Origin of the sequence: Pseudonocardia nematodicida (assembly GCF_040105385.1) — a bacterium.
Classification (GTDB): Bacteria; Actinomycetota; Actinomycetes; order Mycobacteriales; family Pseudonocardiaceae; genus Pseudonocardia; species Pseudonocardia nematodicida.
The window spans coordinates 174,369-195,171 of sequence record NZ_JBEDNQ010000013.1; the positions used below are offsets into that span (position 1 = coordinate 174,369).

The following is a 20,803-nucleotide window of genomic DNA, read 5'->3' on the forward strand; positions in this document are numbered from 1 at the left end:
ACACAGAGTGGTCACGACTGCGCAGACGGACGCTCTCAGTGTGGTCTCAGCGCGGGTGCCCGACACTGTGTGGCATGTCAGGGATGTCTGGGACCACCGGCCACGCCGGACCGTCGGACGACGCCGCTACCTGGGTGGGCGAGCTCGACAGACTCGCACCGCTGCGTGACCTGCGCGTCGCCCCGGAGTTCCGGGCCGCCCGGCTGCTGATCACCGTCGGCGGCACGCCGCAGGGGCAGGTCACCGTACCGTTGCGGAACGGTCGTGCGACCGCCGCCGACCTCGAGGCCGCCTGCGTGACCCTCGGCCCGCCCGAGCAGGTCACGCCGGCCCCGGTCGCCGCCGACCCGGTCACCGTCGTGATCGCGACGCGGAACCGTCCCGAGTCGCTGGCCCGCTGCCTGCGCGCCGTGCTCGCCTCCGACCACCCCGCGCTGTCGGTCATCGTCGTGGACAACGACCCCACCGACGAGCTGACCCGCGACGCCGTCGCGGCCGCCGGGTCGCCCCGGGTCCGCTACGTCCGCGAGCCCCGCCGCGGCGCCTCGGTCGGGCGCAACCGCGGGCTGGCCGAGGCCCGGACCGAGATCGTGGCGTTCACCGACGACGACACCGAGGTCGACCCCGCCTGGGCCTCCCGCCTCGCCGGCGCCTTCGCCGCCGACCCCGAGCTGGCCTGCGTCTCCGGCCCGGTGCTGGCCGCCCGCCTGGGCAGCCCCGAGGAGCGCGCCGCGGACGTCGCGCTGGCCTGGAACAAGGGCTTCGCCCCGCGCCGGTTCACCCTCGACAACCCGCCCGAGGACTCGCCGATCTTCCCGTTCGCGCCCGGCCTGTTCGGCATCGGCGCGAATCTGGCCGTGCGCGCCGCCGCGGCCCGCGCCGCCGGCGGCTTCGACGAGGCGATGGGCCCGGGCACCCCCACCCACGGCGGCGAGGACTGCGAGTTCCTCGTCCGGATGATCCTCAACAGCTACGTGCTGGGCTACGTGCCGGGCGCCTACCTGTGGCACCACCACCGTCCCGACGCGCACGCCCTGCGCGCCCAGATGGAGGGCTACGCGGTCGGGCTCGGCAGCTTCCTCGCCAAGGTCGCCCTGTCGCCGCAGGGCCGCACCGCGGCGCTGCGCCGGCTGCCCGCCGCCGTCGCACGGCTGCGGCACATCTCGGCCCGTGAGGCCGGCGCCGGTGAGGCGATGCCCGCCGACGCCGACCAGACCCGCGCCCGCGGCCTGCTGACCGGGCCGCGCGCCTACCTGCAGTCCCGCCGCGCGGTCCGCCGGGCCGGCGGAGCGGTGCCCCCGCTGGTGACCCAGCCGATGCAGGCGGTCACGCCGAAGAACCCCGCCGCATTCGGGACACCGTCCGCCACGGCGCCGGTGTCCCGGCCGGCCGCCGGCCGGGAGCCCGGGCGGGACCCCGTCGCGCCGCCGGTGCCGGTCGCACCGGCCCTCGTCGCGGGGTCGTCGGCCGGAGCGTTCACGGCGGTCCGCCCGGTTCCCGCGACCGGGTCCGCGGCCACCGACCCCGGCGCTCCGGCGCCGGGCCCCGGGCACGCCCCGGCGCCCGGTCACGGGGGCCCGGCCGTCCGGACCTGAGCGGCCCCGGTGCCGCGCCCGGTCCCGTCCCGCCCGGGTACCCGGCCGGAACGCCGAGGCGGCGTCCCGGAACGTTTGTGCGACCTACGACCGCGGTCGTAGGGTGGGCGCCCGCCCTGACTAGGGTGGGAGCGGGGGGCCACACGAGCGGCACGTCAAGCAACGGCGGCCGGTTGTCATCCACGGTGAGACCCAGGTGAGAGCCGGGCCGCGCACCGCTGTCGACGACTGTCGAGGGAGCACGAGAAACATGAGCAGTGAGACGCCCACCGGGGTGGGGGACGAGCAGGGCCCCGACGTCGGCGAGGTCGTCCGCTTCGAGGTGGTCGAGCACTCCGGCGGCGCGATCGTCGTCCACGTGCACGGCGAGATCGACACGATGACCGCGCCGGTGCTGTCCGAGCAACTGGCCGAGAAGATCCCGTCCGCGGCCTTGCTGGTGGTCGACCTGACCCGGGTCACGTTCCTGGGGTCGGCCGGCCTGGCCGCGCTGGTCGAGGCCAAGGCGAAGGCGGAGGGGGCCGACAGCCGGCTGCGGCTGGTGTGCGGATCGCACGCCGTGACCCGCGCGCTGGAGGCGACCAACCTGATGTCCCTGTTCGACGTCGCCGACGGTGTCCCGGAGGCACTCCGGACGGCGTGAGGGCCGGGGAGGCGTATGGGCGCCTGGTGGCCCCCGCGGTCTTCAACACCGACGTGGCCGGGTATCCCGGCCAGGCGGGTTCGATTCCCGTCCGCCTCCGCCATCTCCGCCAGGGCTACTACGGTGATCCGCCGTGCCGCCCGTGAGCTCAGAACCGATCTCCTCGCCCCCCGCGTCGCCGCCCGCCGATGACCCGGCGCGCCGGCTGACCGACGTCGCCGGCGCGGTGCGCTCCGGGCGGCGCACCGCCGGCGAGGTGGCCGTCGCGCTGCTCGACCGGCTCGGGACCCCCGGTGCCGACCCGGCGGCGCTGCTCTCGGTCGACCCGGAGGCGCTGCGGGCCGCGGCGGCCGGACTCGACCGGCGGACCGACCGGTTCGCCCTCCCGCTGGCCGGCGTACCGGTCGCGGTCGAGGACGGCATCGCGGTCGCCGGGCGCGGCGACGAGCCGGTCCGGCGGCTGCGCACCGCGGGCGCGCTCGTCGTCGGCCGGGCGCGGACCGCGGAGCTCGGGATCGGTCCCGACGACTCCCCCGGCGGCCGGGCGACGGCGGCCGCCGTCGCCGCCGGGCTGGTCCCGCTCGGGGTCGGGGTGGACGGCGACGGCGCCCTGCGCGCGGCCGCCGCGGCGCACGGGCTGGCCGCGCTCAAGCCGGGACGCCGGGTGCTGCCGCTGTCCGCCGTGCAGGAACGCCGATGGTCAGGGCTCGCCGAGACCACACTGGTGACCGCGGGCCCGGCCGACCTGCTCGCCGCACTCGACGCGCTCACCGCGCCCACGGCGCGCGGGACCGCGGCCGCCCGGGCCGGGGACCCGGCCCGCCTCGCCCGGGCCGTGTCGGACCCGGACGGCGCTCCCGCCGCACCGGCCGGCGGCGACCCGGACGCGCCCGCACCCGTCGGGACGCTGGTCTGCTCGCTGCGCACCGGCCGGACCGGCCACGCCGACCCGACCGCCGCCGCCGGCGTGCACGCCGCGCTCCGGCTGCTGGAGGCCGCCGGCCTGCGGCTCGTCGCCGCGGACCCGCCCTACGGCGCGGTGCTGTCGGTGCACGCCGCCCGCCGCCGGCAGGCGGGGCTGGCCCGCAACGTCGACGACCTCGGCCTGGACCCCTCGGCGCTGCCCCGCCCGGCCCGGGCGGCGCTGCGGCGCGGACGCCGGATCCGTCGCCTCGGCGGGGTCCGGCCGGCCACCCCGGCGTCCTGGCGGCAGCGGCTGCTGGGCTGGCTCGACGACACCGGCGCCGAGGCGGCGCTGCTGCCCGCCCCGGCCGGTCCGGCGGGCGCGGGCTCGACCGGGCTGGCGGCCTGGAACCTCACCGGGCTGCCGTCGCTGGTCGCGCCGGTGCCGTGGGCCGGTGGGCGGACCGGCGTCCAGCTCGTCGGCCGGCCGGGTTCGGAACGGCGGCTGCTCGCCACCGCGGCGCTGCTGTAGCCCGTTCAGACCGCGGGCGGTTCCCACCTGCCGGTGGCCAGGAAGCGCTCCAGCGTCGCCGTGTACGGAGCGAGGTCCATGCCCTGCCCGGCGACCCAGCCGTCGTCGTAGTAGCTGTGCCGGTAGCGCTCGCCGCCGTCGCACAGCAGCGTGACGACGCTGCCCGTCCGGCCGTCCCGGATCATCCCGGCGACGAGCTGGTAGACGCCCCACAGGTTGGTGCCGGTCGACCCGCCGGCCCAGTGCCCGGTTCGCTCGCGCAGGTGCCGGACGGCGGCGACGCTGGCCGCGTCGGGCACCGGGAACATCCGGTCGATCACCGACGGCACGAAGCTCGGCTCCATCCGCGGCCGGCCGATGCCCTCGATCCGCGACGGCATCCCGGTCACGTGGTCGGCCACCCCGCTCGCCCAGCCGGGCAGGAACGCCGAGTTCTCCGGGTCCACCACCGCGAGCCGGGTCGGCAGCCGCCGGTAGCGCAGGTAGCGGCCGATCGTCGCCGACGTCCCGCCGGTACCGGCGCCGACGACGATCCACTCCGGGATCGGGTGTGGTTCCTCGGCGAGCTGGGACAGGATCGACTCGGCGATGTTGTTGTTGCCCCGCCAGTCGGTGGCCCGCTCGGCGTAGGTGAACTGGTCCAGGTAGTGCCCGCCGGACTCGGCGGCCAGCCGCTCGGCCTCGGCGTAGACGTCCGGGCCGCGCTCGACGAAGTGGCACCGCCCGCCCTCGCGCTCGATCAGCGCCACCTTCTCCGGGCTGGTGGAGCGGGGCATCACCGCCACGAACGGCAGCCCCAGCAGCCGGGCGAAATAGGCCTCGGACACCGCGGTCGACCCGGAGCTGGCCTCCACGACCGTCGTACCCTCGGTGATCCAGCCGCTGGCCAGTGCGAACAGGAACAGCGAGCGGGCCAGCCGGTGCTTGAGGCTGCCGGTGGGGTGCACCGACTCGTCCTTGAGGTAGACGTGCACGCCCCACTCGGCGGGCAGCTCCAGCACGTGCAGGTGGGTGTCGGCCGACCGGTTGGCGTCGGCCTGCACGCGGCGCATCGCCTCGTCGGTCCAGGCTCGGGTACGGGCGCAGGAACGGTCGACCGGGTCCACGCCCGCGGACCCTATGCGATCAGGTGCACGGTCCCACCGCCCTCGTTCCCCCCGCCCTCGGTGACCGCGCCGATCCGGGCCGCCCGGTGGCCCCGTCCGCGCAGCCACGCGACGGCGGCGTCGGCGGCGTCCGGCGCGGCGCCGAACAGCAGGCCGCCCGAGGTCTGGGCGTCGGCGAGCAGCAGCACCTCGTCCTCGGTCACCTCGCCCGCGATCCGGTCGGCCACCCACTCACGGTTGCGGCGGGTGCCGCCGGGCACGACGCCGCCGGCGATCAGCTCGCGCACCCCGTCCAGCACCGGCACGGCCGCGACGTCCACCCGTGCGTCCACACCGGACGCGGCCGCCATCTTCGCCAGGTGGCCGAGCAGGCCGTAGCCGGTGACGTCGGTGCACCCTCCTGCGCCGGCCTCGCGCGCGGCGACGGCGGCGTCGGCGTTCGGTGTGGTCATCGCGGCCACCGCGGCGTCGACGTCGGCCGGGACACCGCGCTTCACCGCCGTCGAGATCACCCCGATGCCCAGCGGCTTGGTCAGCACCAGCGCGTCGCCGGGCCGCAGCCCGGCGTTGGTCAGCACCCGGTCCGGGTGCACCTCGCCGATCACGGCCAGGCCGTACTTGGGCTCCGGGTCGTCGATGGTGTGCCCGCCGACCACGGCGAACCCGCAGTTCCGGCCGATCTCCGCGCCGCCGGCCAGCACCTCGGTGAGGACCTCGGGCCCCAGGTCGTCGGACGGCCAGCACACCAGGTTCAGCGCGAACAGCGGCGTGCCGCCCATCGCGTAGACGTCGGACACCGCGTTGGTCGCCGCGATCGCGCCCCAGGTGCGCGGGTCGTCGACGATCGGGGTGAAGAAGTCCGTGGTCGCGACCAGCGCCCGGTCCGCCGACAGCCGCCAGACCGCGGCGTCGTCACCGGTGTCGGTACCGACCAGCAGGTCCGGGTGCGACGGCGGGACGAGGCCGGCCAGCGCCGCGTCCAGCCGGGCCTGGCCGAGCTTGCACCCGCACCCGGCGCCGTGGCTGAACTCGGTGAGCCGCCGGCGGGTCACGGTCTCCGACATGGCTGTCCCCTCTCGGCGGTGACGGGCGTCACCGCCGACGCTACCCGCACGGCCGAACGGGACACCGGATCGCAGGCCGCCGGGCGACCGGCCGGTCCCGTCCGTCGAACGGGGGCTGCGCGACCACCGTGGCGCACCCGAGACTGTCTCGTCGTGATGGTGGCGTGAGAGGTGTACGGGGCCGGGCCGGCGGCGTGGGATCCGATGCGGGACCCGGACGGGAGCCGGTCGGGGAGGCGGTCGACGACGTGACCGGCGAGGAGGGCGCGACGACCGCGGACGAGTCGTCGGACGCCGGACACGACGCGGGCCGTGATCCGGACCCCGACCGCCGCACCGGCCACGACCCGGGCCAGCACGCGGACGACGTGCGGGACGACGAGTCCACCCGGGCCGCCACCCGCCCCGTCGCCGAGGCGCGGCCGGCGGCCGCCCGGGGCGGGGACGGCGCGCAGGCCGGGCCCGCGGCTCCCGGGGCTCCCGGTTCCGCGGACGGGGCGCTGCAGTCCCGGCTGGCCGCGGCCGACGCCGACCGCGCCGAGCTGCGCCGCCGGGTCGAGATCCTCGCCGCGGCGCTGGAGGAGGCCCGGGCCCGCCCGCCCGAGACGTTCGGGATGCGCGCGGACAAGGTGCTGCGGATGGCCGAGCACGACGCCGAGCGGCGTCGCCGCGCCGCCGAGGCCGACGCCGGGCAGCTGCGCGAGCAGGCCCGCGCGGAGGCGGACCGGCTCGTCGGCGACGCCCGCGAGCACGCCGGCCGGATCACCGCCGGCGCGCACGCCGAGGCCGGGCGGATGCTCGCCGACGCCCGCGCCGAGGCGGACCGGCTGGTCGGCACGGCCCGGGCCGACATCGACCGGCTGCGCGCCGCGGGCGCGGGGGCCCGCCGGGACAGCGCGCTGACCGCCGACGCCGCGGCGTCGATGCACGCGCACGCGGTCGGGGTCCGGGACGCCGTGCGGGAGGAGATCGCACGGCTGCACGGGGTGCTCGGCGACGAGCTCGGGCGGCTCGGGGGGCCGGCGCCGGCGGGCACCGGCGTCGGGCGCGGCTCCGCTCCCGGTGGCGGGTGGGTCGACGACACCGGCGGTGCTCGCAACGGCGGTCCGGACGGCACCGGATCGTTGTCCGCGGCGCCGGGGCCGCGGCGTGCGGGCGCGCACGCCCTGTTCGATCCCGAACCGGGTCCGCCCGGACCGGCACGCCCCGCGAGCCCGCAGCCCTGGCCCGCGCAACCCGGCGTTCCGCAGCCCGAGAGCCGTCAGCCCGGGAACCCGCAGCGTGGGGGCGCGCGGCCCGACGGTTCGTGGCTCGACGGTCCGTGGCCCGGGACCTCGCCGTCCGGTGACCCGCAGCCCCGGATCTCGCTGCCCGCCCAACGCGGGCCGGAGGACACCGCGGTGGATCCCGAGCCGGACGCGATCGACGCGGACGTCGCCCACGGCGCCGACGTGGAGGCCGAGGGCAGCGGCGAGCCGGTGCGGGACACCGCGGGTTCCTGACCCGGGCGGGGCCGTACCTCGTCCCGGGTGGGAGCGCGCGGGCTGCCGGGAGCGGCGGCGTTCCGCGGGACACCGTCGGGCTGCGGTACTACCGTGCGTGGATGACCACCGCGCGCCCGCCGGAGGCGGCGGACCCGCGCCGCCGCGTCCCGCGCACCGACGCCGTCCTGGCCGAACCCGAGCTGCGCGCGGCGGCCGGGCGGCTCGGCCGGGACCGGGTCAAGCGGGCCGTCACCGCGGCCCAGCAGCGGGCCCGGGACGGGCTGATCGACCCCGCCGGCGTCGCCGCCGACGCGCTCGCCGCGCTCCCCGCGGCGGCGACCACGATCCGGCCGGTGCTCAACGCCAGCGGCGTCCTGCTGCACACCAACCTGGGCCGGGCCCCGCTGTCCGACGCCGCGGTCACCGCGCTGTCGGCCGTCGCCGGGACGTGCGACGTCGAGCTGGACCTCGCCACCGGCCGCCGCGGGCGCCGCGGCACCGGGGCACTCGACGCGCTGCGCACCGCCGTCCCCGGCGCCGATGCGGCCTGGGTCGCCAACAACGGCGCCGCCGCGCTGGCGCTGGTCTGCGCCGCCCTGGCCTCCGGCGGCCGCGAGATCGTGATCTCCCGCGGCCAGCTCGTCGAGATCGGCGACGGGTTCCGCATCCCCGAGCTGATCGAGTCGACCGGCGCCCGGCTGCGGCCGGTCGGCACCACCAACCGCACCCACCTGCGCGACTACGCCGAGGCGATCGGTCCGGACACCGCGTTCCTGCTGGTCGTGCACCCGTCGAACTTCGTGGTCAGCGGGTTCACAGCCGACGTCGGCGTCGCCGAGCTCGCCGGGCTCGGGCCACCCGTCGTCGCCGACATCGGGTCCGGCCTGCTCACCCCGCACCCGCGGCTGCCCGACGAGCCGGACGCGTCGAGCACGCTGACCGCCGGCGCGGACCTGGTGACCGCGTCCGGGGACAAGCTGCTCGGCGGCCCGCAGGCCGGGCTGCTGCTCGGCGGCGGGCAGCGCGGCGCGGAGCTGGTGGAGCGCGTGCGCCGGTTCCCGCTGGCCCGGGCGGTACGGGTGGACAAGCTGACCCTGGCGGCGCTGGAGGCCTCCGTCACCGGCCCGCCGACGCCGGTCCGGGCGGCGCTGGACGCCGACCCGGCCGACCTGCGGGCGCGGGCGTCCACACTGGCCGCCTCGCTCGCCGCGGACGGCGTCGACGCGTCCGCTGTGGACACCGTCGCCGGGGTCGGCGGGGGTGGCGGCCCCGGGGTCGAGCTGCCCAGCGCGGCGGTGTCGCTGCCCGCCCGCTACGCCGACGCGCTGCGCGCCGGGGACCCCGCGGTGCTCGGCCGGGTCGCCGACGGCCGCTGCCTGCTCGATCTGCGGGCGCTGCCGGCCCGCGACGACGACGTTCTCGCGGGGGCCGTACGCGCGGTCCGGCCCGGGGTCTGAGCCGTGCACGTGCTCTGTACCGCCGGGCACGTCGACCACGGCAAGTCGACCCTGGTCCGGGCGCTGACCGGGATGGAACCCGACCGGTACGCCGAGGAGCACCGGCGCGGGATGACGCTCGACCTCGGCTTCGCCTGGACCACGCTGCCCGGACCCGGGGCGGTCGCGTTCGTCGACGTGCCGGGCCACGAGCGGTTCGTCTCCACCATGCTCGCCGGCGCCGGGCCGGTCCCGGCCGCGCTGTTCGTCGTCGCCGCCGACGAGGGCTGGATGCCGCAGTCCGCCGAGCACGCCGACGCGCTGGCCGCGGCCGGGCTGCGGCACGGGCTGCTGGTGATCAGCCGCGCCGACCTGCTGGACCCCGAGCTCGCGCGGGACGACGCCCGGGCCGAGCTCGCCGCCCGCGGGCTCGGCAGCTGGCCGGCGGTCGCGGTCTCCGGTCGCACCGGCGAGGGGCTCGACGCGCTGCGGACCGCGATCGCCGAGCTCGTCGCCGGGCTGCCGGCGCCCGACCCGGACGCCGCCGTCCGGATGTGGGTGGACCGGGCCTTCACCGTCCGCGGGTCCGGCACCGTCGTCACCGGCACGCTGGGCACCGGCACCGTCCACCGTGGCCAGGAGCTCGAGCTCGACGGCGCCGGCGGCCGGATCGCGGTCACCGTCCGCGCGGTGCAGGAGCTCGGTGAGCCGGTCGAGACCGCCACCGGCGTAGCCCGGGTCGCGCTGAACCTGCGCGGGCTGCCCCGGGAGAAGGTGCGCCGGGGCGACGCGCTGCTCGACCCGCACGCCTGGCCGTCCGTCGTGGAGGCCGACGTGCGCCTGCACGGGATCGGCGGGCCCGCCCAGGTCCCCGACTCGCCCGTCGGGCTGACGCTGCACGCCGGTTCCGCGGCCGTCCCGGTGCGGGTCCGCCCGCTCGGCGACGACGTCGTCCGGCTCCGTCCGGACCGCCCGCTGCCGCTGCGCATCGGCGACCGGGCGGTGCTGCGCGACCCGGGGGCGCACCGCGTGGTGGCCGGGCTGACCGTGCTCGACCCGCAGCCCCCCGCCCTGCGCCGGCGCGGCGCGGCGCGGCGCCGGGCCGGGACGCTGGCCGCGGCGAGCGGAGTGCCGGACGCCGCCGGGGAGCTGTCCCGCCGCGGCGCGGTACGGACCGGTGACCTCGTCCGCTGGGGGGTGCCCGGACCGGAGGTGGCCGCGCTCGCCGCGCGGGTCCCGACGGCCGCCGGCTGGCTGCTCGATCCCACCCGCGCGACCGAGGCGGCCGAGGCGCTGGACCGCGCGGTCGCCGCGCACGACGCCGCCGACCCCCTCGACCCGGGGATCCCGCTCGCCGAGGCCCGCCGGGCGGCGGGGCTGCCGGACGTCGCGCTCGTCGCGGTCGCACTGGACCGGGCGGGCGACGGGGCGCCCGGCGGCCCGGTGGTGCGGGACGGCCGCGTCGTCCGCGCCGGCGACGACGGGCCGCCCGCCGCCGTCCTCGACGCCGCCCGGCAGCTGCACGCCGACCTGACCGCCGCGCCGTTCGCCGCACCGGACGCCGACCGGCTCGCCGCGCTCGGGCTGGGCCCGCGCGAGCTGGCGGCCCTCGAACGGGCCGGGGAGCTCCTGCGGCTCACTCCGGACGTGGCGCTGCTGCCGGACGCGCCGGACCGGGCCGTCGAGGTGCTGCGCGGCCTCGGCCCGGAGTTCACCCTCAGTGCCGCGCGGCAGGCGCTGGGCACGAGCCGGCGGGTCGCCGTGCCGCTGCTCGAGCTGCTGGGACGGCGGGGCCGTACCCTCCGGACGCCGGAGGGGACCCACCGGTTGAGGTGAGCCGCTCCCCGGACCGGGTCCCGCTCCGACTGGCGGCCCACCCCGGCGGTGCCTACCGTCGTTGCGATGACCGACTCCCGCCACCCCGGCCCCGGCGATCCGGACGGGACGCCCGGCGGGATCGTCAGCGCCGACCCGCCACCCCGCGTTCCCGGCGTCCCGGGCCTCCCCGACGTCACCGACACCTCCGGCGGGTTGCGGATCGAGGTCGTGGCCCGCCCGGCGGGTGTCGTGGTGGTCTCGGTACAGGGTGAGCTCGACATGCTCACCGCCCCGGAGATGCGGCAGGAGGTCTCCGAGCGGCTGCGGACCGCGTCCCTGGTGGTGCTCGCACTCGACGGCGTCGCCTTCCTCGGCACGAGCGGCCTGGCCGCGCTGATCGAGCTCCGCGAGCAGGCACACCGGGACGGCGTCGAACTGCGACTCGCCTGTACGGAGCGCCGCGTGCTCCGCCCGCTCGGGATCGCGGGGCTGCACCACCTGTTCGACATCCACGACGACGTCGAGGCCGCATTGAACTCTTGAGTGTGACATAGGTCACTCATGCGCAACGGGGAACGGGCGTGTACGCCCCGTCGATCACGTGTGAGCAGGGCCGATGGCCACCACGCGGCCGTCGTACGGGGCGCCCTGACACCGGACCGTGCCCGTCGCAGGTTTGATCTCGGGCTCCCTCGGGAAACGCAGCGACAACGCAGCCCGGCCGACCCCGGGGTCCCGACCGACGAGGTGAGCACGTGAGCGACGTTTCCCGGCTTCCCGGCCCGATGGACGACGTCTGGCAGTGGCAGCGCCTCGGCGCGTGCCGCGGCATGGACAGCGCGGTCTTCTTCCACCCCGACGGCGAACGCAACCCGTCCCGCTCGCGGCGCACCGAGCGTGCCAAGCAGGTCTGCCGGGGCTGCCCGGTCGTCCAGGAGTGTCGCCGGTTCGCCCTCGCCAGCCGCGAGCCGTTCGGGGTCTGGGGCGGGCTCGGCGAGTCCGAACGGCGCGCCATCCTCGAGCGCCGCGACGCCGCCGAGCGGCCCGCGGTCGTGGCGGAGGCGCCCGGGCTGGTCGCCGCCGGCTGACAGTCGTCCATCCCGAGCCCGCCACTGCGCCCGCGGTGGCGGGCCGTGTCGCATCCGGACATCGTGCCCGGACGTCCTGCCCGGACGCCGTCAGGCGGTCTCGGCGCACGCACCGTCCGGTACCGGGGCGGCCTGCGCGTAGTGCCCGACCGGGCCGTCGGCCAGCGGGCGGTACGGCAGCACCGGCAGCCCGTAGACCCGGGCGACCCGCCGTACGGCCCGCCGGACGACCTCGATCTCCGGGTCCGCCACCGGGCCGGTCGTCGCGGGTGCCACGCAGAACGTGTGCTCGTCCGGGTCGAACCCGACGAGCTCGGACAGCGCGGCGACGAGATCGTCCTCGTCGCCGTCCTGCACGGTCCAGCGCAGCCCCAGCCGGTGCACCCGGACCCGGCCGGCGCCGATGCGGGGCACCGGCATCGTGACCGGCTCGGGATCCGGGGCCGGCTCGCCCGCGCCCGCCTCGCCGACGGGGCCGGCGTCGTCGGCGGGATAGTCCTCGGCCTCGGCCGGGGCGACCAGCCGCTGCGGTCCGGCCGGATCGGTACGGACGACCAACAGGTCGGTCTCCCCCACGCCGTCCGGCAACACGGACAGCCCGGTCCCGGTCCGGACGACCTCGGCCTCGGTCAGCGCCACGGCCACCAGCCGGCGCGGCCGGGCCGCGTCCTGCCCCACGCCCATCACGTGCCCCTCGGATTCGCACTACTGCTGTCGGGGGACAGTAGACCGCGCACGGAGCAACTCAGCGCGCCGAGATCGGCCCCGTTCGGACGAGTGGAGTCACCGGCTCCGCGAGCGGATCGGGCCGGTCCCGACGGGCCGCCGAACGTCCACGGAGGACTCCGGCGGCGCCGGTCGCGGCGATCACCGGTCGCCGCTCCGGGCCGGGCGGTCGAGCGGCCGGTCGCTCCCGCCGGCCGGTTCGCGGGGGCGGGGCGGCGGGCTCAGGCCGGGCCGTCGAGCCGGATCGCGAGCAGCGCGATGTCGTCGTCGAGCCGGGACGGCAGGCACACCTCGAGCAGCTCCTCGACGACGGTCTCCGGCGCGGCGTCGGACGCCAGCCCGGCCAGCGTCCGCTCCAGCAGCTCGGCACGGGCGTCGGGGTCCTCGCCGACGATGTCGGTCAGGCCGTCGGTGTAGAACACCAGCAGCGACCCGGGGGGACAGGTGACCGACGCCTCGTCGCGGCTCGCCCCCGCGGCCCGGCCGAAGTCCGGCACCGCGCCGAGCATCGGCGAGTGGTGCTCGTCCAGCCGGGTGAGCGCCCCGTCCGGCGTGCGCAGCAGCGGGGCCGGATGCCCGGCGTTGGCGTAGCTCAGCGCGCGGCTGCCGTCCGCGGCGGCCGGTTCGAACCGGGCGTAGACCGCGGTCGCCATCGCCGCGATGTCGAGTCCCTGCACCAGCTGGTCGCAGCGGTCGAGCACCGACCCGGGCCGGTCCCCGCCCCAGGCGTAGGAGCGCAGCACACCGCGCAGCTGGCCCATCGCGGCCGCGGCGTTCAGGTCGTGGCCGACGACGTCGCCGACCGCCGCGCCCACCGACCCGTTCGGCATCGGCAGCACGTCGTACCAGTCCCCGCCGACCTGGTTGCCGTCGGCGCCGACCAGGTAGCGCGCGGCCACGGCCATGCCCGGGACCTGCGGCAGCACCGGGAGCAGGCTGTGCTGCAGGGTCGCCGCGGCCGCCCGCTCGACCTCGTAGAGCCGGGCGTTGTCGACCGCCAGCCCTGCCCGCCCGGCGAGGTCGACGGCCAGGTGCAGGTCCCGCTGGGTGTAGCGGCGGCCGTAGGGGAACTGGGTGGCCAGCGTCATCAGGCCCAGCACGCGGCCGCGGCCGCGCAACGGCACGACGAGCGCCGAGCGCAGCCGCAGCCGCTCGTAGTCGTCGGCGGCCGCCGGGTCGTCCGGGTGCAGCTCGCGGCCGTCGTCGGGCAGGTCCTGCACCAGGTAGGGGTTCCCGTCCCGGATCGCGGCCGCGGCCTGCTCCTCGATCGGCGCGGTCCGCAGTGGACCGTCCCGGCCGAGCAGCTTCTCGTCGTCGCCGTCCCGTGCGGCGACGGCCATCCGCTCCCGGCTGCGGCCGTCCGGGATGTCGAGCAGGTCCACCGTGCACAGGTCGGCGAGCTCGGGGACGACGATCCGGGCGAACCGGGAGCACGCGTCCGCGACGTCGAGCGCCGCGGTCATCTGGGTGGTCGCCTCGGCCAGCAGCCGCAGCTGCGCCCGGGCGGCCTCGGCGTCGGCGAGCGCGGCGCGCCGCTCCTGCTCGACGACGACCCGCTCGGTGACGTCGCTCTGCACGCCGACGAAGTTGACCAGCTCGCCGTCCCCGTCGTGCACCGGCGAGATCGAGATCTGGTTCCAGAACGCGGTGCCGTCCCGGCGGTAGTTCAGCAGCACCTCGGTGATCGGCCGCCGGTCGTGCAGGGCCTGCCGGATCCGCCGGACCGAGGCCCGGTCGGTGTTCGGGCCCTGCAGGAACCGGCAGTTCTTGCCGACGACCTCGTCGAGCGGGTAGCCGGTCAACCGCTCGAACGACGGGTTCACCCAGGCCAGCGGGTCGTCGTCGCGCTGCGGGTCGGAGATCGTGAACGACATCTCGGTCGCCAGCACGGCGCGGTCGCGCAGGAACTCCATCCGGCTGCGGTCCCGGCCGCTGCCGTCGGAGTCGGCCAGCGGGAGCAGGACGGCCAGCGCGCGGGAGGGCCCGACCCCGGCCGACTCGCCGTCCGAACTGCCCGCCTGGGGATCGGCCAGCGCGAACCCGGTCACCCACACCAGAGTGCTGCTGGCCGTCCCGCCGTCGCCCGGCACGGAGCCGGCGGCGCCCGCCTCGGCACCGCCGACCGGCGCCCCGTCGCGGTCGGGCACGAGCCCGGTCCCGTGCAGCGCGACCGGCACGCCCGGGACCGACTCCCCGGCGGCGACCCGGGCCAGCGGGGACTCCTCACCGGCGAACGGCCGCCCGTCGAGGTCGGTCAGCCGGGCGGCCTCGCTCCACTCCCGGACACCGATCGGCAGCCGGACGGCCTCCCCTGCCAGATCGAGGGCCGTGGAGTTGGCGTAGACGATCCGCCGCTCCGTGACGTCGATCATGAGGACGGCCACCTGCGCACCCCCGCGGACGTGCGGCATGGCCGGGGTGCTGGGCTGCTCGCCGAGTGACTCGGTGGACGTCGCGACCGCCTGGTCGACGGCGCGGTCCACGGCGTCGCCGGGCGGCCCGGCATCGACGGCCGGCACGTGGTCGGGATACCGGGACACGCCCGCGAGCGTAGTGGCGGTGAGCCGGGGGCAGCGCGTCAGGACCGAGGCACGGCGGTCGAGTGCCGAGGCAGCGGCACCGAGGCACGGCGGTCGAGTGCCGAGGCAGCGGCACCGAGGCACGGCGGTCGAGTGCCGAGGCAGCGGCACCGAGGCACGGCGGTCGAGTGCCGAGGCAGCGGCACCGAGGTACCGAGGCGGGCGTGCCGGGCCCGGCGGTCCGGAGCCGAGGCGGCGGCACCGGCCGGTATCGTCTGGGCAGGGCGACCCGCGGGGCGGCCGCGCCGGGACCCGGCCGGACTGTTGCGCGGCGGAGCCGGCTCATGTCCGCCCGGGTCGAGACCAGGGCCGTGCGGCACCGGTGAGAGCCACGGCGTCGACGCGTCGCGGCGTCCCACACGGAGGTGATTCCCCTGCCCGGATCCACGGCGGCGCAGCCGTCCCGGGACGACGGCGGCCCGACCGGAACCGCCGATCTCGACGTGTCGTTCTCCGCACCGCGCGGTGGCCTCACGGTCCTGACGGTGCGGGGCGAGGTCGACACCCTCACCGCACCACGGCTCGGCGTCGCCCTCGACGAGCTCCTCGACGACGGTGCCCCGGGGGGCTCCATCGCCGTCGATCTCGAGGCCGTCACCTTCCTCGCCTCGAGCGGTCTCGGCGTGTTGATCCACACCGCCCGGCGGGCCGCCCGCGACGGGAAGCAGCTCTACGTCGTCGCCACCAACCGGGCCGTCCTGCGTCCGCTGGAGGTGACCGGTTCGGCCCAGCTGTTCACCCTCGTCGCCGACCGGGACCAGATCCCGGGCCCCTGACCGCCGGGCCCGACCCGCGCTGCACGACGGGGCGCGGCGGGCCATGATCACCGCGCCGGCGCGTACGCCTCGTGACCGGCCGCACCGACCACCACCGGACGAAAGGACCCCCCGCGTGGCCCAGGAGGACATCCCCAGCGACCTCGCCGACCGCGGCACCGCGGGCGCTGCGGGAGCTGCGACCGTCGAGATCCGGACCGCGGCCCGCCCCGCGCTGATCCCGACGGTGCGCGCGGTCGCGTCGGACCTGGCGGCCCGGGCGGACTTCGACCTCGACGCCATCTCCGACCTGCGGATGGCGGTCGACGAGGCGTGCGCGACGCTCGTCGGGCTCGCCGCGCCCGGTTCCGCGCTGGAGTGCACGTTCGACGTGCACGGCGAGCGGATCGACGTCACCGCGCGGGTGGACACCCCGGCCGACGCGGCACTGCCGACCGACAGCTTCGGCTGGCGGGTGCTGCAGACCCTCGCCGACCACGTCGCGGCCGAGACCGGTGAGGAGGGCGAGGGGCACTCCGCCCTCATCATCCGGCTGCACAAGCTCGCCGGACCCGGGCTGTGACGGCGGACGCCGAGTACGCCCACCTGACCCCGCTGCTCCAGGAGTACGCGGGCCTCGACGCCGACGACCCGCGCCGCGAGACGCTGCGCGCGCAGCTGGTCACCGGCTACCTGCCCGTCGCCCAGCACATCGCCCGCCGGTTCAACCACCGCGGAGAGCCCCTCGACGACCTGGTGCAGGTCGCGACGGTCGGGCTGATCAACGCGATCGACCGGTTCGACCCCGAGCGCGGCGGGGAGTTCTTCTCCTTCGCCGTACCCACGATCTCCGGCGAGGTCCGCCGGCACTTCCGCGACCAGAGCTGGTCGATGCGGGTGCCCCGGCGGCTCAAGGACATGCACGTGTCGATCAACGGCGCGGTCTCCGAGCTGTCCCAGGTCCTCGGCCGCGCCCCGAAGCCCTCCGAGATCGCCGACCGGCTGGACCTGCCGGTCTCCGAGGTGCTCGAGGGGCTCGAGGCCGCCGAGGCGTACCGCAGCTCGTCGCTGGACGAGATGCTGTCCTCCGAGGACGGCAGCGCCACGGTCGGCGAGCTCGTCGGGGACGCCGACGCCGAGCTCGACCGGGTCGACTACCGCGAGTCGCTCCGGCCGCTGCTCGCCGATCTCGCCCCGCGCGAGCGCACGATCGTGATGCTGCGGTTCTTCGGCAACCGCACCCAGACCCAGATCGCACACGAGGTCGGCATCTCCCAGATGCACGTGTCCCGGCTGCTGGCCCAGACCCTGGCCCGGCTGCGGAACCGGCTCGACCCCGACGACCGCCGGATGTGACGACGACCCCGCGCCGCAGCGTGGTGACGAGACGGGAGCGCTGATGAGCGAGCCGGAGCACGTGGTGGTGGTCGGTGCGGGGCTGGGTGGCCTGCGCACCGTGGAGGGGCTGCGCCGGGCCGGCGTCGGCGGGCGGATCAGCCTGGTCGGCGCGGAGAAGCACCTCCCCTACGACCGCCCGCCGCTGTCCAAGCAGTACCTGGCCGGCGAGTGGGAGCACGACCGGATCGCCCTCACGACCGAGGACGACCTGGACGAGCTGGGCGTCCGGATGCACCTGGGCCGGTCCGCGGTCGCGCTGGAGCCCGGCCAGGTCGAGCTGGACGACGGCACCACCCTGCACGCCGACGCGATCGTGCTCGCCGTGGGTCTCACCTCCCGCACCCTCGACGGCGGGCCGGGATCCGCGCGGCTGCTGCGCGACCTCGACGAGTCCCGGACGCTGCGCGACGCGCTCGGCGCGGCGTCGGAGCTGCTGGTCGTCGGGGCCGGGTTCATCGGCACCGAGGTCGCCTCCACCGCCGCGTCCCGCGGGCTGAGGGTGACCGTGCTGGAGGCCGCCGCGACGCCGATGGCCCGGGTGCTCGGCGAGCAGGTCGGCGCGCTGGCCGCCCGGCTGGTCCGCGAGGGCGGGGTCGACCTGCGCTGTGACGCGTCGATCGCGTCCCTCGGGGACGACGGCGCGACCCTCGGGTCCGGGGAGGTCGTGACCGCCGACGAGATCGTCCTCGGGATCGGCGGGCAGCTCGACCTGGGCTGGCTGGAACCGACCGGCCTGGACCTCTCCGGCGGGATCCCGTGCGACGAGCGCGGCCGGGTCGACGGGCTGGACGGCGTGTGGGCGGTCGGTGACGCCGCCGCCTGGACCGATCCCCGGCACGGCGACCGGCCGCGGCACGAGCACTGGACGTCGGCGACCGACCAGGCGGCGGTCGTGGCCGCCGACATCGCCGGCACCGACCCGCCACCGGCGACCGTGCCCTACTTCTGGTCCGACCAGTTCGGGCTCAAGATCCAGCTGATCGGGCGGCCCGACCTGGCCGACTCCGTCCTGCCGCTGCACGGCGAGGGCTTCGCCGACGACGGCGACACCGGCGGCCCGATCAAGGGCACCGCGATCGGCTACCTGCGCGGCGACGAGCTCGTCGCCGTCGCCGGCTTCGGTGCGGCCCGCCGGGTCGCCCGCTACCGCCGGCCGCTCGCCGACGGCGCCGACCGGGCCGCGACGCTGGAGTTCCGCGACTCGCTCGGCTGAGCGCTCCGGACGCCCCGGCTCCGACGGGTCAGCGCAGGATCGAGCGCAGCAGGGCGAGGCCGACCAGCGCGCCGACCGCGATCAGCGAGTACTTGATCTTCGGGTCGGCGAGCCTGGCGGCGACCTGCTCCTTGCCGCCCTCGATCAGGTTCTTCGGGTTCGCCCGCTCGGCGAGCGCGTCGAGGCTCTCCTCCAGCGCGTCCCGGGTCTTCTCGATCTCGCGCTGGATCTTCTCGGGGTCGCGGGCCACCACGTCTCCTCCGACTCGGCCGGTGCGCGCCACGCGCCCGGAGCTCTGCTGTGTACTCGCCCGCGCCAGGTCCGGGCCGTGGGGGCCGGGCGGTGGGCGGGGTGGCACACACCGTAGCCACCGTGCGGGCCGGTCGCGCCCCGGGCCACGGCGCGCCGCGGGATCCGTCCACAGATCGGGCGGGAACACCCGATCCATCCACAGGACGCGCACTCGTCGCGGACCCGGCCCGGAACGGGTGGCACGCTGAGCGCCATGAGCACCAGGCTGCAGGCGGGAGACCCCGCCCCCGACTTCACCCTCGACGACGCCGACGGCAAGCCCGTCTCGCTGGCCGACCACCGCGGCCGGAAGGTGATCGTCTACTTCTACCCCGCGGCGAGCACCCCTGGCTGCACGAAGGAGGCCTGCGACTTCCGCGACAACCTCGCCGAGCTGAACGACGCCGGGATCGACGTGCTGGGGATCTCCCCGGACGAGCCGGAGAAGCTCGCGCGCTTCCGGGACGCCGAGCAGCTGACCTTCCCGCTGCTGTCCGACCCGGACCGCACGGTGCTGACCGAGTGGGGCGCCTTCGGCGAGAAGACGATGTACGGCAAGACCGTCACCGGGGTCATCCGGTCGACGTTCCTGATCGGCGAGGACGGCACGATCGTCGAGGCGAAGTACAACGTCCGGGCCACCGGTCACGTCGCCAAGCTCCGCAAGGACTGGAAGATCTGACGGCGGCGGGGCGGCCGGCGGGCGGTGTGTCGTGCCTCGCGCCCGCCGGTGGACCGATGCGCAGCTGGTCGACGCGGTCGCGGCGTCGAGCCGGTTGAGCGAGGTCTGTCACCGGCTCGGGATCAAGCCGGGGCGGTACGACTGGCTCCGGGCACACATCGTCCGGGTCGGAGCGGACGCGAGCCACATCCCCGCCGCGGCGGAGGGGCGACGGCGGAACCAGTGGACGGACTCGCGGCTCGAAGCGGTCGTCGCCGGTTCTTCCTCGGCCGCCGAGGTGCTGCGCACGCTCGGCTACGCGCCCAGCGGCGGCATGCACAGACTCATCATCGGCCACATCCGCCGGCTCGGACTCGACACGAACCACTTCCGGGGTCAGGGCTGGGCCCGCGGCCGCACAGTCCGGACCCGGAAGGTTCGTCCGCTGGCCGAGATCCTCATCCGGAACTCCACCTACACGAACACCGGGCATCTGCGACGGCGGTTGATCGCCGAGTGGCTCAAGCCCGATCACTGTGAGGAGTGCGGGCTCCGGGAGTGGCGGGGTCGCCCGCTACCGCTGACGCTCGACCACGTGAACGGTGACCACACCGACAACCGCCTCGACAACCTCCGTATCCTGTGTCCGAACTGCCACGCGCTCACGGAGACGTGGTGCGTCCGAAAAGACTAACCGGTGTAGCCCAATCGGCAGAGGCGCGGTCTTTAGGTGGCCGTCAGTGCGGGTTCGAGTCCCGTCACCGGTACGAGGCTCAGGCCGAGGGGGTCTCGGGTATCGGCCGGCGGGCCGCGAGTATGACCCCACCGAGCCCGAGCGCCGCACAGATCACCGAGACCACCAGCAACGACGGCGGCACGTGTCCGGTGACGGCGTCGCCGAGGGTCACGATCGCGACCGTGCTCGGCGACGATCCGATGATCGTCCCGATCAGGTAGGGCCAGAACCGGATCGACGAGAGTCCGGCGAGGTAGTTCATCACCGCGAACGGCAGCAGCGGCATCAGCCGCAGCGAGGTGACGGCGAGGATCCCGTGGTGGTCGAGCCGCTCCCGCACCCAGAGCGCGCGCGGGTTCCGGGCCCAGCGACCGATCATCCGGCCCCCGGTGAGCCGGACGAGGGCGAACGCGACCGTGGCGGACAGCGCGGTCGCGAGCACGGCGAGCGCGATCCCGGCGGTCGTGCCGAAGAGCACGCCCGCGGACACGGTGAACACGGTGCGCGGGAACGGTGGCACGTTCAGCACCACCTGCAGGAGCACGAAGACCACCGGGCCCCACGGACCGGCGGCCTCCACGACGCGGCGGATCTCACCGAACTGCGGCACCACCGACAGGCCGTAGGCCCGCGCCACCAGAACGACCAGCGCCGTCGCGAACACCAGGCCCACCAGGACCAGGAGGAGACGCCACCACCGCACGAGGTATCACCGTACTCAGCGGGACCGCGCGACCGGCGTCACATCCCCGATTGCCGGTGCGCCTGGCACGGT

General features: G+C 76.6%; 20 protein-coding genes and 2 tRNA genes. 16 read left to right on the forward strand and 6 right to left on the reverse strand.

Annotated elements, in window-relative coordinates; all coding sequences use genetic code 11:
* Positions 1-74 precede the first annotated feature (74 nt).
* The 4 genes from WIS52_RS27350 to WIS52_RS27365 all read left to right on the forward strand — a co-directional run bounded on the left by WIS52_RS27350 (position 75) and on the right by WIS52_RS27365 (position 3,673).
* On the forward strand, positions 75-1,595 hold the full coding sequence (locus WIS52_RS27350) for a glycosyltransferase family 2 protein (protein ID WP_349301269.1): 1,521 nt from the start codon (positions 75-77) through the stop codon (positions 1,593-1,595).
* Positions 1,596-1,845: 250 nt separating this feature from the next.
* The gene (locus tag WIS52_RS27355; protein WP_349301270.1) at positions 1,846-2,238 is read left to right on the forward strand and encodes an STAS domain-containing protein; all 393 of its coding nucleotides are present in this window, start codon (positions 1,846-1,848) and stop codon (positions 2,236-2,238) included.
* Between the two features lie 7 nt (positions 2,239-2,245).
* A tRNA-Sec gene (locus tag WIS52_RS27360) sits at positions 2,246-2,341 on the forward strand.
* 39 nt (positions 2,342-2,380) lie between these two features.
* A complete protein-coding gene (locus WIS52_RS27365) occupies positions 2,381-3,673 on the forward strand; it encodes an amidase family protein (RefSeq protein ID WP_349301271.1) in 1,293 nt (430 codons plus the stop codon).
* 5 nt (positions 3,674-3,678) lie between these two features.
* Here the strand turns inward: WIS52_RS27365 and cds1 are convergent, their stop codons facing one another.
* Positions 3,679-4,779, reverse strand: coding sequence for an L-cysteine desulfhydrase Cds1 (gene cds1, locus WIS52_RS27370; protein ID WP_459077136.1), 1,101 nt, complete (start codon positions 4,777-4,779; stop codon positions 3,679-3,681).
* Positions 4,780-4,790: 11 nt separating this feature from the next.
* Positions 4,791-5,843, reverse strand: a complete 1,053-nt coding sequence (gene selD, locus WIS52_RS27375; RefSeq protein ID WP_349301272.1) for a selenide, water dikinase SelD — start codon at positions 5,841-5,843, stop codon at positions 4,791-4,793.
* A gap of 248 nt (positions 5,844-6,091) precedes the next feature.
* Here selD and WIS52_RS27380 point away from each other — a divergent pair, with 248 nt between their 5' ends.
* The 5 genes from WIS52_RS27380 to WIS52_RS27400 all read left to right on the forward strand — a co-directional run bounded on the left by WIS52_RS27380 (position 6,092) and on the right by WIS52_RS27400 (position 11,669).
* On the forward strand, positions 6,092-7,345 hold the full coding sequence (locus tag WIS52_RS27380; RefSeq protein ID WP_349301273.1) for a V-type ATP synthase subunit E family protein: 1,254 nt from the start codon (positions 6,092-6,094) through the stop codon (positions 7,343-7,345).
* Positions 7,346-7,446: 101 nt separating this feature from the next.
* Complete coding sequence (selA, locus tag WIS52_RS27385) at positions 7,447-8,784, forward strand: L-seryl-tRNA(Sec) selenium transferase (RefSeq protein ID WP_349301274.1); 1,338 nt, start codon at positions 7,447-7,449, stop codon at positions 8,782-8,784.
* Positions 8,785-8,787: 3 nt separating this feature from the next.
* Positions 8,788-10,599 carry a selenocysteine-specific translation elongation factor gene (gene selB, locus WIS52_RS27390; RefSeq protein ID WP_349301275.1) on the forward strand — a complete coding sequence of 604 codons (1,812 nt, stop codon included), beginning with the start codon at positions 8,788-8,790 and terminating at the stop codon, positions 10,597-10,599.
* Between the two features lie 66 nt (positions 10,600-10,665).
* Positions 10,666-11,124 carry an STAS domain-containing protein gene (locus WIS52_RS27395; protein WP_349301276.1) on the forward strand — a complete coding sequence of 153 codons (459 nt, stop codon included), beginning with the start codon at positions 10,666-10,668 and terminating at the stop codon, positions 11,122-11,124.
* A gap of 212 nt (positions 11,125-11,336) precedes the next feature.
* Positions 11,337-11,669 carry a WhiB family transcriptional regulator gene (locus WIS52_RS27400; protein WP_349301277.1) on the forward strand — a complete coding sequence of 111 codons (333 nt, stop codon included), beginning with the start codon at positions 11,337-11,339 and terminating at the stop codon, positions 11,667-11,669.
* Between the two features lie 90 nt (positions 11,670-11,759).
* On the opposite strand, the gene WIS52_RS27405 is transcribed toward WIS52_RS27400, so the two are convergent.
* Together WIS52_RS27405 and WIS52_RS27410 are read right to left on the reverse strand one after the other, a co-directional pair.
* Positions 11,760-12,353, reverse strand: a complete 594-nt coding sequence (locus WIS52_RS27405) for a hypothetical protein (protein WP_349301278.1) — start codon at positions 12,351-12,353, stop codon at positions 11,760-11,762.
* Positions 12,354-12,616: 263 nt separating this feature from the next.
* Positions 12,617-14,935 (reverse strand): SpoIIE family protein phosphatase, encoded by a 2,319-nt coding sequence (locus tag WIS52_RS27410; RefSeq protein WP_349301279.1) that lies wholly within the window; start codon positions 14,933-14,935, stop codon positions 12,617-12,619.
* Positions 14,936-15,339: 404 nt separating this feature from the next.
* On the opposite strand from WIS52_RS27410, the gene WIS52_RS27415 reads away from it, so the two are divergent.
* From WIS52_RS27415 to WIS52_RS27430, 4 genes are all read left to right on the forward strand, one after another.
* Positions 15,340-15,750, forward strand: coding sequence for an STAS domain-containing protein (locus tag WIS52_RS27415; protein WP_349301280.1), 411 nt, complete (start codon positions 15,340-15,342; stop codon positions 15,748-15,750).
* 115 nt (positions 15,751-15,865) lie between these two features.
* Positions 15,866-16,312 (forward strand): ATP-binding protein, encoded by a 447-nt coding sequence (locus WIS52_RS27420; protein ID WP_349301281.1) that lies wholly within the window; start codon positions 15,866-15,868, stop codon positions 16,310-16,312.
* Positions 16,309-17,085: a SigB/SigF/SigG family RNA polymerase sigma factor gene (locus WIS52_RS27425; protein WP_349301282.1), complete on the forward strand. Its 777-nt coding sequence runs from the start codon at positions 16,309-16,311 to the stop codon at positions 17,083-17,085. Before WIS52_RS27420 ends, WIS52_RS27425 begins: the two co-directional genes overlap by 4 nt.
* A gap of 43 nt (positions 17,086-17,128) precedes the next feature.
* Entirely contained in the window at positions 17,129-18,340 is a 1,212-nt protein-coding gene (locus WIS52_RS27430; protein WP_349301283.1) for an NAD(P)/FAD-dependent oxidoreductase, read from the forward strand.
* A 28-nt stretch (positions 18,341-18,368) separates the two neighbouring features.
* On the opposite strand, the gene WIS52_RS27435 is transcribed toward WIS52_RS27430, so the two are convergent.
* Positions 18,369-18,590: a DUF3618 domain-containing protein gene (locus WIS52_RS27435; RefSeq protein WP_349301284.1), complete on the reverse strand. Its 222-nt coding sequence runs from the start codon at positions 18,588-18,590 to the stop codon at positions 18,369-18,371.
* A gap of 255 nt (positions 18,591-18,845) precedes the next feature.
* Between WIS52_RS27435 and bcp the strand changes: the two genes are divergently transcribed.
* The 3 genes from bcp to WIS52_RS27450 all read left to right on the forward strand — a co-directional run bounded on the left by bcp (position 18,846) and on the right by WIS52_RS27450 (position 20,059).
* Entirely contained in the window at positions 18,846-19,313 is a 468-nt protein-coding gene (bcp, locus tag WIS52_RS27440) for a thioredoxin-dependent thiol peroxidase (protein WP_349301285.1), read from the forward strand.
* Positions 19,314-19,344: 31 nt separating this feature from the next.
* Positions 19,345-19,986 carry a hypothetical protein gene (locus tag WIS52_RS27445; RefSeq protein ID WP_349301286.1) on the forward strand — a complete coding sequence of 214 codons (642 nt, stop codon included), beginning with the start codon at positions 19,345-19,347 and terminating at the stop codon, positions 19,984-19,986.
* Positions 19,986-20,059 (forward strand) — tRNA-Leu (locus WIS52_RS27450). The genes WIS52_RS27445 and WIS52_RS27450 overlap by 1 nt, the downstream gene beginning before the upstream one ends.
* A 6-nt stretch (positions 20,060-20,065) precedes the next feature.
* On the opposite strand, the gene WIS52_RS27455 is transcribed toward WIS52_RS27450, so the two are convergent.
* The gene (locus tag WIS52_RS27455; protein ID WP_349301287.1) at positions 20,066-20,731 is read right to left on the reverse strand and encodes a TVP38/TMEM64 family protein; all 666 of its coding nucleotides are present in this window, start codon (positions 20,729-20,731) and stop codon (positions 20,066-20,068) included.
* Between the last annotated feature and the right edge of the window lie 72 nt (positions 20,732-20,803).